The sequence below is a fragment of the Pseudomonas paraversuta genome (assembly GCF_904067025.1).
GTDB classification, from domain to species: domain Bacteria; phylum Pseudomonadota; class Gammaproteobacteria; order Pseudomonadales; family Pseudomonadaceae; genus Aquipseudomonas; species Aquipseudomonas paraversuta.
Window position 1 is genome coordinate 4,842,676 of sequence record NZ_CAJFDA010000001.1, and the last position, 16,139, is coordinate 4,858,814.

Below are 16,139 nucleotides of genomic sequence, written 5' to 3' on the forward strand. Positions count from 1 at the left end.
AGGTCGCCCGCTAGGAACTGTCCGAAAGAACGTACGCAATTGCCAATAGATCAGGTAATCCTTACGAATGGGCTTCGTAAGACATGTCAGCCAGTGTCGCGCTATCTGACCTGCAACGTCCGGCTTGCGCCCATGCGCAAGCCGGACTGCGCCATTTACAGGCTGGTGGCCGTAGCCGGCAAAGGCAGCGCCAGCAAACGCTCATCCAGCAGATTCAAACCTTCCTGAAACAACTGGTTGCTGCGTGTCGTGTCGCCCAATTGCGCCAACAGTCGCGCCAGCTCGGCACAGGCTTCAGGGTTGCGCTCGATTTTCAGGCTGCTTTCAAGATAGTCCCGCGCCTTGCCCCACAGACTGTTTTGCAGACACAAACGACCCAGGGTGAGCAGTAAACTGGCGTCGCCGGGATGCGTCTTGAGCCAGCCTTCTGCAGTCTGCAACTGCTTCACTGGATCGCTGCCCCGCAGCAGGCCATAGAGGCGCACCAGATGGCTGTCGTAGTTGCGCTTGAGCGCTCCACGCAGGACTTCCTCGGCCTCGGCTTGCGCACCCAGACGGCGCAATTGCTCAGCGTATGCCAGCACCAGAGCGGGCTCCTGGCGCTGGGCTGAGGTGAGTTGTTGCCAGGCGCGCTGAAGCGATTGCAGCCCTGCTTCGCCTTCGGTTTCGCGCTGAGCCGCGAAGCTGAGATTCTTGCCCCAGGCACGACGCTCCAGTTCCGCCAGCTCACTGGCCGGCAGCACTTTGTCTTTGCGTAACTCGGGCAGTAACCGGATCAGTGCCGTCCAGTCACCACGCTGTTGATACAGGCGCTGCAACTGACGCAATACCTGAGCATTGTGCGGATGGCGCTCATGCATGGCCTGCAAGGTGGTCAACGCACCTTGGGTGTCAGCGCGATCCATCTGCAACTGGGCATGACTCAGCGCTATCGCCAGTTCGGCCTGGGGTTGACGCTCCAGAGCACGCTCAAGCAAGTTGTCGCTCTCTTCGTAGTGCCCCAGCTCGCTGGCTGCCCGTGCCGCCCCCAGGTAGTACAGCAAAGGCTGGCGCTCGGCTTCGGCGGCGCGTGCCAGGTGTTTCTGGGCACTGGCCCAGCGCCCTTCAGCGAGGTCAATTTGCCCATTCTCGATGGCAATCTGCGTGCGCCGGCTGCGGTTGCGCCGCGACCACGGATTGACCAGACCGGTCGACGCCGTGACCAGCTCGACCAGCAGCTTGATGCCCCAGACCAGCAACCACAGCACCACCAGCAGCGCCAAAGTGGCCCATAGGCTGGATTCGTAACGGAAGCTTTTGTAGGCGATTAATACGTAGCCCGAGTCTTCGGCGATTGCCAGGCCGATGCAGGCCGCAGCTGCAATCAACAAAAACACAATCACATAAAAGCGTCTCATGGGCTGGTCTCCTGCGCCGGGTTGGCAGCCGCCTTGCCCGGCTCATCAGCATTCACGTTGCGACGCTCAAGATAGGCCTGTACCGCACTCAAGGTGCCAGCAAGATCCGGGGTTTTCACCGTGACCGGTTGCTTGCTCAGCTCAATCACCTGTTCAAGGATTTTTTTGCTTTGCGTATTGTCCGGATTGAAGTTGCCCTTGAGCACTTCTTGCGCTTGCGCCAAAGCCTGGGCGTAGACCGCTTCCTGGCCGTTCAGGGCGGCCCACTGGGCCTGTTCCAGCGCCAGACTCAGGGCCAGGCGCACCTGCGTCAGGCTCTGACCTGCCAGCAGCGGCCGCACATTTTTATCGGCGTTGAAATCAATGCGGATGTAGTGCGAGATTTCATCCCACCATTGCGCCCAGCGGCTCGCACCATCGCCATCGGCCGTAAGGCCCAGCAGCGAGTCGCCAGCATCCTTGTATTGCGGAGCCAATGCATTGAGGTCTGCCACCTGATCGCGCAAGGCGCCCAGCTTCAGGAACAGCCCGGTACGGTCCGGCTGCTCAACGCTGCGCAATGCGGTCAAGCTTTTGGCCAGCTGTTCACGTGCGGCGAAAGAGCCGGGGTCATTCTGCTCGCGAAGAATGTCATCGGCGCCCTGCACCAGTGCCTGTGCGCTGCTGATGTCCTGCAATGCCGACAAGCGCAGGCTGGCCAGGCGCAGCAAGTGCTCGGCCTCGGCCAGACGCCAATCCTTGCGGCTGGCGCCCAGTACCGTCTCCAGGCGCTGATTGAGGCGCTGTTGATCGCCTTGCAACTGCACGACCAACTGGCGCTGGTTATCCAGCTCGCTGGCGGATGGCAGCTGGTTAAGGCGCGTCAGCAGGACTTGCTCGGTTTGCTTGATCGACAGTGTTTGTGCCGCCAGGGCCTGGACTTCGCCCAGTTGTTGTTCGGTGTTGGTTTGCAGGTGACGCACCTGCCACACCCCCCAACCGCCGACAGCCATACCGGCGGCACCCAGCAGCAGTGCAACCACGGCCAGGCCATTGCCCCGACGCTCCGGCGTCGTAACAGGCTTTTGAGCCAACGCTTCCGGCGCCGGCTGCACGTGTTCTTTTGGCACGACTGTATCGCTATCGCTCACGTATCCATCCTTTGCATTAGAAAGCGGGTACGGGATGCTCCCGTAGCGCCGCCAGCAAAGCCGTGGCACTTGCGCCACGACAATCCACAACGTTTTTCGCCCCTGCGCTGCGCGCTATCTCGGCAACCCGAGGGCTTGGAACAAACAACGGTAAACGTGCCAACCCGGGCCAGGCAAGGCCCGACAAGCGGTGTAAATGTTCAAAGCCCTGCCCACTGCTGACCACCAGACCGTTCAGGCGTTCCACTTTGACCCGCTCGGGCAGTACCTGCGCCGGGTATGACGGCAACTCTCGACGGTAAAGTTCAAGGTAGTCGACCCGGGCACCCAGACCTCGAAGGCGGTCAGCCAGCAGCTCTCTGCCGCCCTCGCCACGCAGGATAAGAACCCTGGGATCAGCACACCCGACTGCCTGGATAAACACCGGCAGCGCCAACAGGGCTTCGCTGTCGTCACCGCTTTGAGGGTAGCTAACATCAAGGCCGTGGTCGGTGAGAATCTGCGCCGTGGCGGCACCGACGCTGAACCACTTTTGAGCGGGCGCTTGCCGCCAGTACTGCTTGACCAGCGCAACGCCAAGGCGGGCCGCCGGCTTGCTGACCACAATCACCGCGCAATAGCGGTCAATATTGGCAATCAGCTCCAACTGCTCATCAGTCAGCGCCAGCGGATGGATTGCCAGCAAGGGCAAGCTGCTGCTGAAAACCCCGGCGGCGGCCAGCTCGCTCGCCAAAACCGCCGACTCGTCAGCGGGCCGGGTCAGTAACAAGCGCCAGCCTGTCACTCGTGCCCTGCCTCACCGTAGACCGCCTGCAGAATGGCACCCGCTCCTTGAGCCAGCAGATCTTCAGCCACCTGTACCCCAAGCTCCGTAGCGGCACTTTGCGGGCCACGCGCCTCGGCGCTCAGGAGCAGTCCTCCGCCAGGGTCGCCCACCAGACCCCGGAGCCAGACTTGCTCACCTTCGAGTACCGCATAGCACGCAATCGGGACCTGACAGCCACCGTTCAAATGCTTGTTCAGCGAGCGCTCGGCAGTGACCCGCACAGCCGTGTCGGCATGGTGCAGCGGCGCCAGCAAGGCGTGAATTTCATGGTCGCTGCTGCGGCACTCAATACCGACCGCGCCCTGCCCACCTGCCGGCAGACTGTGCTCAATGCTGATTGGCGAAGTGATGCGATCTTCAAAGCCCAAACGAATCAGGCCCGCAGCAGCAAGGATGATGGCGTCATATTCACCCGCATCCAGCTTGGCCAGACGGGTATTGACGTTACCGCGCAGGAAGCGGATTTCGAGGTCGGGGCGACGGGTTAAAAGCTGGGCCTGGCGGCGCAGGCTCGAGGTGCCGACAACACTGCCCTGGGGCAAATCGTCGAGGCTGGCGAAGGTATTGGAGACAAAGGCATCGCGCGGGTCTTCGCGCTCACAAATGCAAAACAGGCCCAGACCTTCAGGGAAGTCCATGGGCACGTCTTTCATCGAGTGCACTGCGATGTCGGCTTCGTTTTCGAGCAAAGCCGTTTCAAGCTCCTTGACGAACAGACCCTTGCCGCCGATTTTCGACAGTGGCGAGTCCAGCAGCTTGTCGCCACGGCTGACCATGGGCACCAGCGTCACCACAAGAGCCGGGTGAGCCTTCTCCAAACGGGCTTTGACGTATTCGGCCTGCCACAGAGCCAGGGCGCTTTTACGGGTAGCGATGCGGATTTCGCGAGAGGACATGGATCAATCCGTACTGAAAAGATACGGCTGATAATAACAGCTCAGCCAAAACAGCTTTGACTTGTATCAGAAGTACCCGGCCTCCCTGGCCCAAAACCCGGCCCCGCGCCTGTTGGCGCGGGTTAGAGTTGCTGCATCATTTTGCGAACACCCGCTACATGCCGGCGGCTGACAATCAGCGCATCGCCATTCAAGCCCCTGAGAAACAGCTGGAAGTGCCCCAGCGGCGTTCGCTGCAGACGCTCGATCCGGTCACGGGCGACCAACGCATTACGGTGGATCCGTACGAAGCGCTGACCAAACTCGTCCTCAAGGGCTTTGAGTGGTTCGTCGAGCAGGACTTCGCCGCCTTCGTGGCGCAAGGTCACGTATTTATGGTCAGCAATAAAGTAAATCACCTGGTCGATAGGAATCAGCTCAATCCCTTTACGGGTTCTGGCACTGATGTGACTGCGTGGGCCACTGCCGGTTTGCGCGGCAGGACGGGTGAGGGCCGCCAGTTGAACGCGGTTGGGCCGGTGCGCCTCTTTCAATGCAGCACCCAGGGCTTCGGCGGTTGCCGGCTTGAGCACGTAGCTGACACCGCTCTCTTGCAGGGCCTGCAGGGAAAATTCGTCAGGGGCCACGGAAAAGACAACCGAGGGCGGTAATTCGCGCTCACATAATTTGGCTGCAACCTGCAGCCCATCGAGCCCCGGCAGGCGGATATCAAGTAACACGACATCCGGCTTGAGGTTTTCGATCAGGCTCAATGCCTCTTCGCCATGAGAGGCGCCAGGCTCCAGCAACGTGTAACCCCCGAGCGTACGGAGCACATCGCTCAAGTGCTCGCGGGCCAGAGGTTCGTCATCAACGATCAGGACATTCATATAGCGCTGTATTCCTGCGTGAGTCTCGCACAAGGATAGCGTAGACAGGTGATGTGACGGCTGTCACGGCGATCCACGCTAAGACTAGCGAAAAGGCCAAAAAGTGCCGCAAACCTCGCAGCAAAAAATCACCTGCATCTGTTGCTCGATTTAATACCGGATGCGTCTGGCATTCTACAAAGACATGCAATGACTCATCCATACGAGCAACTGTAGACGGTTGCCAAGACGAAAGTACTCAATCAATACATTTCGTTCCGGTATTTGTTTATACCTTACTTCCCCTGAAACCTGCCGACCTGGGTCAACGCCACGATTGGCAACCCTGTTATGATCTGCAGTAACTTTCTGTGTAACTCCCCTCAGCCGATTACGAGCGAATCCATGAGCACCGACAAGACCAATCAGTCCTGGGGCGGCCGCTTCAGTGAACCCGTCGACGCCTTCGTTGCGCGCTTCACTGCCTCCGTCACTTTCGACCAGCGCCTTTATCGTCACGACATCATGGGCTCCGTGGCCCACGCCACTATGCTGGCCAAGGTCGGCGTGCTGACTGATGCCGAGCGTGACAGCATCATCGAAGGCCTGAAAACCATCCAGAGCGAAATCGAAGCCGGCACCTTTGACTGGCGCATCGATCTGGAAGACGTGCACATGAACATCGAAGCGCGTCTGACCGACCGCATCGGCGTAACCGGCAAGAAACTGCACACCGGACGTAGCCGCAACGACCAGGTCGCCACCGACATCCGCTTGTGGCTGCGCGACGAGATTGACCTGATCCTGTCTGAAATCACACGTCTGCAAAAAGGTCTGCTGGAGCAGGCCGAGCGCGAAGCCGAGACCATCATGCCCGGCTTCACTCACCTGCAAACCGCCCAGCCGGTGACATTCGGTCACCACATGCTGGCATGGTTCGAGATGCTCAGCCGCGACTACGAACGTCTGGTCGACTGCCGCAAACGCACCAACCGCATGCCGCTGGGCAGCGCGGCACTGGCCGGTACCACCTACCCGATCGACCGCGAATTCACTGCTCAGTTGCTCGGCTTTGATTCCGTGGGCGGTAACTCGCTGGACAACGTGTCCGATCGCGATTTCGCCATCGAGTTCTGCGCTGCGGCCAGCATTGCAATGATGCACCTGTCACGCTTCTCCGAAGAGCTGGTGCTATGGACCAGCGCCCAGTTCCAGTTCATTGATCTGCCAGACCGCTTCTGCACCGGCAGTTCGATCATGCCGCAAAAGAAAAACCCGGACGTGCCGGAACTGGTTCGTGGCAAAAGCGGCCGTGTCTTCGGCGCTCTGATGGGCCTGCTGACCCTGATGAAAGGCCAGCCACTGGCCTACAACAAGGACAACCAGGAAGACAAGGAACCGCTGTTCGACGCGGCTGACACCTTGCGCGACTCGTTGCGTGCGTTTGCAGACATGATCCCTGCGATCAAGCCCAAGCACGCGATCATGCGTGAAGCGGCATTGCGCGGCTTCTCGACCGCCACTGACCTGGCCGACTATCTGGTTCGCCGTGGCCTGCCGTTCCGCGACTGCCACGAAATCGTCGGCCACGCCGTGAAGTACGGCGTGGAGACCGGCAAGGATCTGGCTGAAATGAGCCTCGAAGAACTGCGCCAGTTCAGCGATCAGATCGAAGACGACGTCTTTGCCGTACTGACCCTGGAAGGCTCGGTCAATGCCCGCGACCACATCGGCGGCACTGCACCTGCACAGGTCAAGGCTGCGGTTGTTCGTGGCAAGGCACTGCTGGCCACTCGCTAAAGCTATAACCGCTGCTGCAGGCAGCGGCTACAAGGTTTTGCGGGTTATAAAAAAACGGGCGCCATTTGAGCGCCCGTTTTTTATTGCCCTGCAAATCCCGGCAGGGTTATTTCTTGCTGCTGATCCAGGCCAGAAATTGCGGCATGGCCGCTTCCTTGTCGGCCACAATTCGCTGCACGTGGGGGTTGCGCTGCAGACGCTCCAGCAGTGCCCGGGCTGCCGGATGCTCTGCCAGCAGGTCCAGGCCGAACACCTTATGGCCAACAGCACAGGCCAGATCGACGCTGAACACAAAGTAAATGTCCGCCAGACTCAGCGTGTCACCTGCCACATAAGGCGCGAACTTGCCGTGTCGACCGAGAGCAGCGATGCCCTCCAGCAACTCGACCCGGGCTTTGTCCCTGATCGCCTCGGGCACTTGCATGCCAAAGAAGGCTTCTCCATAACAGGCGCGCGCCGGCAATTCGATGTACAACTCGATTTCCTTGGTCAGCGCCAATACCTGGGCACGCTCAAACGGATCGGACGGCAGCAGTTTTTCCCCCTGCTGGGTCTGTTCCAGGTATTCAAGAATTACACTGGTTTCGTTGATGAAGCCCTGATCGACGCCCAGCACCGGGACCTTGCCACGCGGACTGATCGCAAGTGCCTGCGGGGTCTGTCCGGCAAAAAACGGGACTTCTTCGAATGGGACGCCCTTCTCCAGCAACGCCAGCTTGACCATGTTGTAGTAGTTGCTGACTGCGAATCCATAAAGCTTGATCATTACAAAGCCTCCAGGCCGTATCGGGGTTGGCAGCCGTTGTTATAGAACTTCGCCGCTACACTGGCTAGCAGCATCAGCCACGTGAATACAGTTAGACTGCCCGCCTTTACTTGAGGAGCCTGCCCATGAGCGAGCCAGTTGATATCGATAACGACGAAGAAGAGTTCGCCGAATCCACACTGATCCAGGCGATTGAAAACCAGATCGAAAGCGACAACCCGCCTGCAGCCAAAGCCACGTTCAACAAGTTGACGCTGGTGGGCTACGAACGCGAAGAAATCCTGCAGATGATGGCCCACGTGCTGGCCGTAGAGATTGACGCGATCCTCGAAGAAGATCGCGCCTTCAACACCGAGTGGTACGAAGCAGCCCTGCGTGCACTGCCGACCCTGCCACCCGAGAAAAACTGAGTCGCGGCTCAGGGCCCAATGGCGGGGGCTCGCTGCCAGTCCAGTTCACTGGCAGGCATCGGGCGCCCAAACCAGTAGCCCTGGCCCAGATCACATTTCAAGTCGAGCAGGAACTTCGCCTGCGCGGCTTGCTCGATACCCTCGGCATGTACTTGCAGGCCCATGCTTTGCGACAACGCGATGACCGCCCGGACAATGGCCACATCGTCATTGTCATCCGGCAGCCCCGCGACAAACCCCTGATCGATCTTGAGTTTCTGCACAGGCAATTGCTTGAGCCGCAGCAGTGATGAAAAACCCGTTCCAAAATCATCGATGGCCAGTCTCAAACCCAGCTTGCGCAAACGGTGCATCTGCTCAAGGGCCCCCTGGGAGTCCTCCATCACGGCACTTTCAGTGACTTCCAGCTCCAATAACGCCGGGTCCAGACCGGTATCGGCCAGCACCGTGGAGACCAGGTTGTACAGCTCGGGACGGGCAAACAACCGGCTGGAAATATTGACCGCGACAAACGACAACTCTACCCCGGCAGATTGCCACTGACACATCTGCCAACAGGCCTGTTCCAATACCCAGGCGTCGATTTCGGCAATCAGCCCGGTACGTTCGGCAATGGGAATAAATTCCCCCGGCGCCACCAGCCCGCGCAGTGGATGTTGCCAGCGCACCAGTGCTTCGACGCCGATCAGTCGACTGTTCTGCAGGTCGTGAACCGGCTGGTAGTACACACGCAGCTCTTGCTGCTCCAGGGCCCGGCGCAGATCGCTGGCCACCTCGATCCGGTACTGCGCATGGACGGTCAACTCTTCGGTGTACAGGGCGTAGCCTTCGCGGCCCGATTTTTTGGCCTTGAACAGGGCCGAGTCGGCGTTGCGCAGCAGTTGTTCAGCGTTCACTGCATCATTGGGAAACACACTGATGCCAACACTGGCACTGACAAACAACTGATGTTTATCGATCTCGAACGCGCCCTTCATCAGCTCCAGCACCTGCTGTGCCAGTGCGGCAGCCTGAGTCACCTGGGGACAACTTTCGACCAGCACGGCAAACTCGTCACCGCCCAGTCTGGCCACGGTGAAACCTTTACCAAACACGCTCTGCAAACGCTCGGCAACAGCCTTGAGCAACAGGTCGCCAACGTTATGGCCGAGGCTGTCATTGATGATTTTGAAATGATCGAGATCGATCATCAGCAACGCACAGCCCGATGCGTGACGTTGTGCCGAGGCCAGCGCCTGTTCGGTACGATCGGTGAACAACAGTCGATTGGGCAGCTCTGTCAGTGGGTCGTGGTGCGCCAGCCGCGCCAGTTCGGTCTGGGATTTTTTAATCGCCGAGATATCGGTAAAGACCGCGACGTAATGAGTGACTTGCCCCTTGGAATCGGTGAGCGCACGCACGATTTGCCACTGCGGGTAGATCTCGCCACTTTTGCGCCGGTTCCAGATCTCGCCTTGCCAGTCACCGTTTTCCTGCAATGACTTGAACACCGCCTGATAGAACTCGGGGCCATGGCGCCCCGACTTGAACATGCTGGGCCGCTGGCCCAGAACTTCTTGTGCCGGGTAGCCGGTGATTTCAACCAGTGCGCGATTCACATGCACAATCACGCCATTGCGGTCGCTTACCAGCACTCCTTCGCGGGTACAGTCAAACACCACTGCGGCTTGGCGCAGACGCTCTTGATCCTGCCGTTGACGCTTCAAGCTGACGCCCTGCCCCAGAAAACCGGACAGGCGGCCAAGGGCGATAAAAATCAGGAAGGTGCTTATAAATGCCCAAACGTAACCATTTATGAGCTGCCAGTGGGCCAACTGCGCTGAATCATCGAAATAACTGTTCAATAAATGATCAGTTATTTGCAGCCATAAAACCGATAACAGCCCGTATGACAAGGCCGCGCGCAAGGCATCGCGATAAGAAACCGACATAAGAAAGTCAAAGTACCTACAAAAAAAGGGGGATTATAAAGTAAGAAACATCAAGGCACTCTTATCTGAAAGGGCGACTGGTTTTATCTGGCTGCATGGGGATAATGCGTGTTGCAGTTTTTTTTATCTTCCCGAGGGCCAAACAGCCTATGTGGTACAACGGTTTTCTCGACTTGTCAGCCTGGCAGCTGGTTGCAGTCACCCTGTTGATGACCCACGTGACCATTATCGGCGTCACGGTTTATCTACACCGCTATTCAGCGCACCGCTCCCTGGAGCTTAACGGTGGCCTGAAACACTTCTTCCGTTTCTGGCTGTGGCTGACCACGGCACAAAATACCCGCGAGTGGACAGCCATCCACCGTAAACACCATGCCAAGTGCGAAACCGCTGATGACCCCCATAGCCCGGTCATCAAAGGGTTATCGACCGTTTTGCGAAAAGGTGCAGAGCTATATCGCGAAGAGGCGCAGAACCCCGAGACGTTGCGTATTTACGGCAAAAACTGCCCTGAAGACTGGATTGAGCGCAATCTTTACTCGCGCTACAAAATGCTGGGTGTCAGTTTGATGCTGGTCATCGACCTGCTGCTGTTCGGTGCCATCGGCCTGACAATCTGGGCCATCCAGATGATGTGGATCCCGGTATGGGCAGCGGGCGTGGTCAACGGCCTGGGCCATGCAGTGGGCTATCGCAACTTTGAATGCCGCGATGCCGCGACCAATCTGGTGCCATGGGGCATCATCATTGGCGGCGAAGAACTGCACAACAACCACCATACCTACCCCAACTCGGCCAAGATGTCGGTCAAGAAGTGGGAATTTGACCTGGGCTGGGCCTGGATCAAAGTCTTCAGCTTTTTGCGTCTGGCCAAGGTTCAGCGTGTTGCTCCGATCGCCCACCGGGTTGAAGGCAAGGGCAGTCTGGACATGGACACCGCGATGGCGATCCTCAACAACCGTTTCCAGATCATGGCCCAGTACCGCAAGCTGGTGATCGCGCCGCTGGTGCAACAAGAACTGGCCAAGGTTGATCATTCGGTTCGCCACCAGTTCCGCCGCGCCAAGCGCCTGCTGTCGCGCGAAACCAGCCTGCTGGAAGAACGCCATCACCAGCGTATCGAAACCATGCTCGAGCATAGCCACTCGCTTAAAGTGATCTACGAGAAGCGCCTGGCCCTGCAACAGATCTGGCTCAAAACCAGCACCAATGGTCACGACATGCTGGCGGCGATCAAGGAATGGGTACATGAGGCAGAAGCCAGCGGAATTCAGTCGCTGCGCGAGTTTGCCCATCAGCTGAAAACCTACTCGCTGCGCCCTGCAGCGGTGTAAAGGCTATACAGCTCCCGCATGTCCCTGTGTGGGAGCTGGGTTGCAGCTCCCACACAGGGTTCGATTACTCAGACGCAGCCCTCTGGCGCCTGGATCAGCCGCAACAACTCTGGCGTGCCGACTCTCAGTAAACGTGCCGTTTTGCAGTTGGCCAGTTCACTGATCTCCTCTTCAGTCGTCAGTTTCACCATCTGGCCCACAAGGTTCATTACCAGCGCCTCACGGGAATAGACCCCTCCGCCCAAGTGATAAATCGCCGCAATCAACTCTCGCAGTTCCAGCGGCAAGCGCCAGCGTGTGCGCAAGGCCGAGCCATAGGCTGCTCCGAATTCGGCCAGTGACTCGTCAATGACCCTGGTGTCGAGCGCACCACCGGCCAGCTGCCACTCCTGCAAGCAGCGCAACACCGCCAGGTCACCCAGGCGGTGCAGCAGCCCCGCGCAATAGCAGCGTTGATGATCAAGATTGAGCATCCGCGCCAGCGCGTAAGCATATCCGGCCGCACGCCGCGACACGGCCCACTGCTGTTCGGCGTAGTCCGAAAGACAAGGATCACTCAGTTGCCCACGCTGCTTGAGGGTCAGCCCCAGCACCAGATTCATGCTTCGACCCGGACCCAGGCTCTGCAGCGCTTGTGACAGCGTCTGCGCCGGGCTCACAGGGTGCCGGGCCGCACTGTTGGCCGCGGCAATCAAGACGGCACTGATTTGCGGATCGGTCCGCACTTGTTGCTCAAGCAACGCGAGATCCGGTCCGACGGGGCCGATACTGTGTCTGACTGCCGCCTCTGCATCAATCATTAGCGGCGCACCATCGGATGTTGCACGGTGCTGCGCCAAAAAGCGTATCAGGGTCATGCCGGGCGCCAACCCCGGCACCCCACACAAGACTTCTTGCCCGGCACTCAGCAACAGACCTTGCAAGCGCCGGGTCAGCCCACTGATATCCAGCGGTTTCGTCAGGTAGGCCGTGGGGGCCAATGGCAAGACCTCGCGCACACTGGCAATGTCGCTGCGATCGCTGAGCAAAATAAACGCCCGCACTGGACTGCTCCGGCGCTGGCGTACCGTGCGCAGCAACTCCAGACCGCCCATTGCGGGCAAGTCTGCGTCGGCGATCACCAGGTCATAGGTTTTCTGGCTCAACAGGGTGAACGCCTGCCGACCTTCTTCACACACATCCAGCTGCACATCACAGCGCACACTCAGTACTACGTGTTTGAGCAAATCCCGGGTCCACGGATCAGACTCGGCAATCAGTACGCTCGGTACTGCCATTGAATCTACAACTGTCATGCATTTAGCTCCCGGCGTAAGGCCTGCACCTTAGTCAAAGGCAGCCGGTGGATACACCCGAATGAATCGCTCAAAGCAAAAAAAACCGCCGAAGCGGTTTTTTTTGTCTATCGAGTCACAACTTGCGAGTCAGGACTCAAGCCAGTTCAGCGAAGCACTCTTCGATGATGGCCAGGCCTTTGTCCAGCTGCTCGTCCGGCGAGGTCAGCGGCACCAGCACCCGCAGCACGTTGCCGTAAGGGCCGCACGACAGCAGGATCAGACCCTTGTCACGTGCCTTGGCAACGATTTGAGCCACGGCGGCTGCGTTTGGCTTATGCGAATCACCGCCTTCGAACAACTCGACGGCGATCATTGCGCCCAGCGCACGGACATCACCGATGACCGGGTGCTTCGCCTGAATGGCCTTCAGGCCGGTGACCAGACGCTCGCCAACTGCCTTGCAACGGTCCAGCAGGTGCTCTTCTTCAAACACTTCGAGCACTGCCAGCGCAGCCGCGCAAGCAATCGGGCTACCGGCGTAGGTGCCGCCCAGGCCGCCTGGAGCGATGGCGTCCATGTACTCGGTCTTGCCGCATACACCGGCCAGCGGGAAGCCGCCAGCGATGGATTTGGCGAATGTGGTCAGGTCGGCAGTAACGCCCATTTGTTCCATGGCGAAGAAAGTGCCGGTGCGGCCAGCACCGGTTTGCACTTCGTCCGCGATCAGCAGGATGCCGTGCTTGTCGCACAGTTCGCGCAGGCGGGCCATGAACGCTTTCGGAGCCACGTAGAAACCACCTTCGCCCTGTACCGGCTCGATGATGATTGCAGCGATGTCTTTAGGCTCAGCGTCATTTTTGAAGATGCGTTCGATGCTGGCGATGGAATCGTCAACGCTGATGCCGTGCAGTTCACACGGGTAAAGGGCACGGAAGATACCGCCTGGCATCAGGCCCATGCCGGCCGAGTAAGGCACGACTTTACCGGTCAGGCCCAGGGTCATCATGGTGCGGCCGTGGTAAGCACCGGTAAAGGCGATCACACCGGCACGGCCAGTGGCAGCACGGGCAATTTTCACGGCGTTCTCGACCGCTTCGGAACCGGTGGTGACCAGCAGGGTTTTCTTGTCGAAATTGCCCGGCACCTTGGCGTTGATTTTTTCGCACAGCTCAACGTACGGCTCGTAAGCCAATACCTGGAAGCAGGTGTGGGTCAGCTTGGTCAGTTGCTCTTGCACGGCGGCAATGATTTTCGGGTGCAGGTGACCGGTGTTGAGTACTGCGATACCGCCGGCGAAGTCGATGAACTCACGGCCTTCTACGTCAGTAACCGTGGCGTTCTTTGCCGACTCGGCGAAGATCGGGTGAATCTGGCCAACACCGCGCGGGACAGCGGCTTCACGGCGTTTCATCAGGGATGCGTTGGTCTTGTTGCTCATAGTGTCCTCATTCGCCGCGAATCAAACGGCGTGGTTCAAGGCTGACGCGCCAGGGAGACAGCAATGCCAGCATGCGATGATCGACTGGCATGGGGCTCCCGGCCACAGAAATTAACGATTTGAAACACAGAGGGGGCAGCGCTCTCGTGCCCCTCCTGCTGAACCACCCGCCGGGTTAGATGCCCAGGCAGAGATATTTGATTTCCAGATAGTCTTCGATGCCGTACTTGGAACCTTCACGGCCCAGGCCCGAGGCCTTGATGCCGCCGAACGGTGCGACTTCGTTGGAAATCAGCCCCGTGTTGACGCCAACCATGCCGTATTCCAGGGCTTCAGCCACACGGAACACACGGCTCAGGTCACGGGCATAGAAGTACGACGCCAGACCGAATTCGGTGTCGTTGGCCATCGCGATCACTTCGGCTTCGTCTTTGAAGCGGAACAGTGGCGCCAGCGGACCGAAGGTTTCTTCCTTGGCCACGGCTGCGTTTTTCGGCACGTTGATCAGAATGGTCGGCTCGAAGAAGCTGCCTTCCAGGCTGTTACCACCGCTCAACAGAGTGGCGCCTTTGCTCAGGGCATCGGCAATGTGCTCTTTGACCTTGGCTACGGCCTTGTCGTCGATCAGGGGGCCTGTGGTGGTGCCTTCGTCCAGACCGTTACCGATCTTCAGCTTGGCCACCGCCACTTTCAGTTTTTCGGCAAACGCGTCGTACACCGAGTCCTGAATGTACAGACGGTTGGCACAGACGCAGGTCTGGCCGTTGTTGCGGTACTTGGAAATGATCGCGCCTTCGACGGCCTTATCCAGATCCGCGTCGTCGAACACGATAAACGGCGCGTTGCCGCCCAGTTCCAGCGAAACTTTTTTGATGTCCTTGGCGCATTCAGCCATCAGTTGACGACCGATTTCGGTCGAACCGGTGAAGGACAACTTGCGCACGATCGGGTTGCTGGTCAGCTCGCCGCCGATGTCGCCAGCGCTGCCGGTAACTACGCTCAGCACACCTTTGGGGATGCCGGCACGATGCGCCAGCTCAACCAGGGCCAGGGCCGAGAACGGGGTTTGCGAAGCAGGCTTGATGACCATGGTGCAGCCAGCGGCCAAAGCCGGGCCTGCTTTACGGGTGATCATCGCGGCCGGGAAGTTCCAGGGCGTGATTGCAGCCGTCACACCGATAGGCTGCTTGATCACGATCAGGCGCTTGTCCGGCTGGTGACCCGGGATCACGTCGCCATAAATGCGCTTGGCTTCTTCAGCGAACCACTCGATGAACGAGGCAGCGTAGACAATTTCGCCCTTGGCTTCGGCCAGTGGCTTGCCTTGCTCCAGAGTCATCAGGCGACCGAGGTCATCCTGATTTTCAATCAACAGTTCAAACCAGCGACGCAATTTGGTTGCACGCTCTTTGGCGGTCAGTGCGCGCCAGGCCGGCAAGGCCTTGTCGGCAGCTTCAATCGCGCGACGGGTTTCGGCTGCGCCCATTTTTGGCACGGTACCGATGATTTCACCGGTAGCCGGGTTGTTGACCTTGATCGTCTGACCACCGTCCGCATCCACCCAAGCACCATCGATGTAGGCTTGTTGGCGGAACAACTGTGCGTCTTTGAGCTGCATGTTGGCTTTCCTTAACAGCACCGCGCAGGCGCGGAGCGAATTATTGATAGTAGAAAGGCGCCATGGAAGGCTGCCGTCAGGAAGTCATTCACTGCCAAAGTATCTAAATAACGCACTAAATTTTAGCCGTGCGGTTCAGCACTCAGACAAGAGCGTTTGAAATCTCAAACGAATCCTAGGATCAATGGGGGTAAAGGACAATAGGCTGTTCGAAAAAAAGAACAAGCGGCTGTCTATTACCCATTTTTCCCCCGGCATCCATTAATAGCCCAAAACGCGTCCGGAAACACCTGACGAATCAGCAGCATGGACGGACGCCACACAGATGAGTATTATGGCGCCCGCATTGCACCAGTAGCTCAGCTGGATAGAGTACTGCCCTCCGAAGGCAGTGGTCGTGGGTTCGAATCCCGCCTGGTGCACCATCTTCTTTCCCTTGTATTACAGGGGATAGCGCTACTGACAGAA

General features: G+C 58.7%; 13 protein-coding genes, 1 tRNA gene and 1 pseudogene. 4 read left to right on the plus strand and 11 right to left on the minus strand.

Features of this window, described 5'->3' with window-relative positions:
* Nucleotides 1-155: 155 nt before the first annotated feature.
* The 6 genes and pseudogenes from JQ848_RS21920 to JQ848_RS21945 all read right to left on the minus strand — a co-directional run.
* A complete protein-coding gene (locus tag JQ848_RS21920; RefSeq protein ID WP_202211185.1) occupies nt 156-1,397 on the minus strand; it encodes a heme biosynthesis protein HemY in 1,242 nt (413 codons plus the stop codon).
* Nucleotides 1,394-2,527, minus strand: a complete 1,134-nt coding sequence (locus tag JQ848_RS21925; RefSeq protein WP_202211187.1) for a uroporphyrinogen-III C-methyltransferase — start codon at nt 2,525-2,527, stop codon at nt 1,394-1,396. Before JQ848_RS21925 ends, JQ848_RS21920 begins: the two co-directional genes overlap by 4 nt.
* A gap of 16 nt (nt 2,528-2,543) precedes the next feature.
* Entirely contained in the window at nt 2,544-3,311 is a 768-nt protein-coding gene (locus JQ848_RS21930) for a uroporphyrinogen-III synthase (RefSeq protein WP_003438244.1), read from the minus strand.
* A complete protein-coding gene (hemC, locus tag JQ848_RS21935) occupies nt 3,308-4,249 on the minus strand; it encodes a hydroxymethylbilane synthase (protein ID WP_202211189.1) in 942 nt (313 codons plus the stop codon). Before hemC ends, JQ848_RS21930 begins: the two co-directional genes overlap by 4 nt.
* A 122-nt stretch (nt 4,250-4,371) precedes the next feature.
* Nucleotides 4,372-5,118 (minus strand): LytR/AlgR family response regulator transcription factor, encoded by a 747-nt coding sequence (locus tag JQ848_RS21940; RefSeq protein ID WP_003438237.1) that lies wholly within the window; start codon nt 5,116-5,118, stop codon nt 4,372-4,374.
* A pseudogene (locus JQ848_RS21945) lies at nt 5,115-5,237 on the minus strand (sensor histidine kinase); the annotation flags it as partial. The gene JQ848_RS21940 and the pseudogene JQ848_RS21945, both read right to left, overlap by 4 nt.
* A 265-nt stretch (nt 5,238-5,502) precedes the next feature.
* Here JQ848_RS21945 and argH point away from each other — a divergent pair.
* A complete protein-coding gene (argH, locus tag JQ848_RS21950; RefSeq protein WP_003438234.1) occupies nt 5,503-6,897 on the plus strand; it encodes an argininosuccinate lyase in 1,395 nt (464 codons plus the stop codon).
* Between the two features lie 106 nt (nt 6,898-7,003).
* On the opposite strand, the gene JQ848_RS21955 is transcribed toward argH, so the two are convergent.
* On the minus strand, nt 7,004-7,663 hold the full coding sequence (locus JQ848_RS21955) for a glutathione S-transferase family protein (protein ID WP_003438231.1): 660 nt from the start codon (nt 7,661-7,663) through the stop codon (nt 7,004-7,006).
* Between the two features lie 125 nt (nt 7,664-7,788).
* On the opposite strand from JQ848_RS21955, the gene JQ848_RS21960 reads away from it, so the two are divergent.
* Complete coding sequence (locus JQ848_RS21960; RefSeq protein ID WP_003438228.1) at nt 7,789-8,073, plus strand: hypothetical protein; 285 nt, start codon at nt 7,789-7,791, stop codon at nt 8,071-8,073.
* Nucleotides 8,074-8,081: 8 nt separating this feature from the next.
* Here JQ848_RS21960 and dibA read toward each other — a convergent pair whose 3' ends face one another.
* The gene (gene dibA / locus JQ848_RS21965) at nt 8,082-10,004 is read right to left on the minus strand and encodes a phosphodiesterase DibA (RefSeq protein WP_003438225.1); all 1,923 of its coding nucleotides are present in this window, start codon (nt 10,002-10,004) and stop codon (nt 8,082-8,084) included.
* Between the two features lie 149 nt (nt 10,005-10,153).
* Between dibA and desA the strand changes: the two genes are divergently transcribed.
* Nucleotides 10,154-11,338 (plus strand): delta-9 fatty acid desaturase DesA, encoded by a 1,185-nt coding sequence (gene desA, locus JQ848_RS21970; RefSeq protein ID WP_003438223.1) that lies wholly within the window; start codon nt 10,154-10,156, stop codon nt 11,336-11,338.
* 68 nt (nt 11,339-11,406) lie between these two features.
* Here the strand turns inward: desA and JQ848_RS21975 are convergent, their stop codons facing one another.
* The 3 genes from JQ848_RS21975 to gabD all read right to left on the minus strand — a co-directional run bounded on the left by JQ848_RS21975 (nt 11,407) and on the right by gabD (nt 15,671).
* Nucleotides 11,407-12,633 carry an HDOD domain-containing protein gene (locus tag JQ848_RS21975; protein ID WP_202211191.1) on the minus strand — a complete coding sequence of 409 codons (1,227 nt, stop codon included), beginning with the start codon at nt 12,631-12,633 and terminating at the stop codon, nt 11,407-11,409.
* A gap of 136 nt (nt 12,634-12,769) precedes the next feature.
* Nucleotides 12,770-14,053 (minus strand): 4-aminobutyrate--2-oxoglutarate transaminase, encoded by a 1,284-nt coding sequence (gene gabT, locus JQ848_RS21980; protein WP_003438216.1) that lies wholly within the window; start codon nt 14,051-14,053, stop codon nt 12,770-12,772.
* A 175-nt stretch (nt 14,054-14,228) separates the two neighbouring features.
* Nucleotides 14,229-15,671, minus strand: a complete 1,443-nt coding sequence (gene gabD, locus JQ848_RS21985; protein WP_003438213.1) for an NADP-dependent succinate-semialdehyde dehydrogenase — start codon at nt 15,669-15,671, stop codon at nt 14,229-14,231.
* A gap of 348 nt (nt 15,672-16,019) precedes the next feature.
* Here gabD and JQ848_RS21990 point away from each other — a divergent pair.
* Nucleotides 16,020-16,096: transfer RNA gene (locus JQ848_RS21990), tRNA-Arg, on the plus strand.
* Nucleotides 16,097-16,139: the final 43 nt, after the last annotated feature.

Excerpts from the sequence above, each read along its gene's own strand:
- JQ848_RS21920 (WP_202211185.1), bottom strand. The coding sequence starts at position 1,397 with ATGAGACGCTTTTATGTGATTGTGTTTTTGTTGATTGCAGCTGCGGCC.
- hemC (WP_202211189.1), bottom strand. The coding sequence starts at position 4,249 with ATGTCCTCTCGCGAAATCCGCATCGCTACCCGTAAAAGCGCCCTGGCT.
- JQ848_RS21940 (WP_003438237.1), bottom strand. The coding sequence starts at position 5,118 with ATGAATGTCCTGATCGTTGATGACGAACCTCTGGCCCGCGAGCACTTG.
- argH (WP_003438234.1), top strand. The coding sequence starts at position 5,503 with ATGAGCACCGACAAGACCAATCAGTCCTGGGGCGGCCGCTTCAGTGAA.
- JQ848_RS21955 (WP_003438231.1), bottom strand. The coding sequence starts at position 7,663 with ATGATCAAGCTTTATGGATTCGCAGTCAGCAACTACTACAACATGGTC.
- JQ848_RS21960 (WP_003438228.1), top strand. The coding sequence starts at position 7,789 with ATGAGCGAGCCAGTTGATATCGATAACGACGAAGAAGAGTTCGCCGAA.
- dibA (WP_003438225.1), bottom strand. The coding sequence starts at position 10,004 with ATGTCGGTTTCTTATCGCGATGCCTTGCGCGCGGCCTTGTCATACGGG.
- desA (WP_003438223.1), top strand. The coding sequence starts at position 10,154 with ATGTGGTACAACGGTTTTCTCGACTTGTCAGCCTGGCAGCTGGTTGCA.
- JQ848_RS21975 (WP_202211191.1), bottom strand. The coding sequence starts at position 12,633 with ATGACAGTTGTAGATTCAATGGCAGTACCGAGCGTACTGATTGCCGAG.
- gabT (WP_003438216.1), bottom strand. The coding sequence starts at position 14,053 with ATGAGCAACAAGACCAACGCATCCCTGATGAAACGCCGTGAAGCCGCT.
- gabD (WP_003438213.1), bottom strand. The coding sequence starts at position 15,671 with ATGCAGCTCAAAGACGCACAGTTGTTCCGCCAACAAGCCTACATCGAT.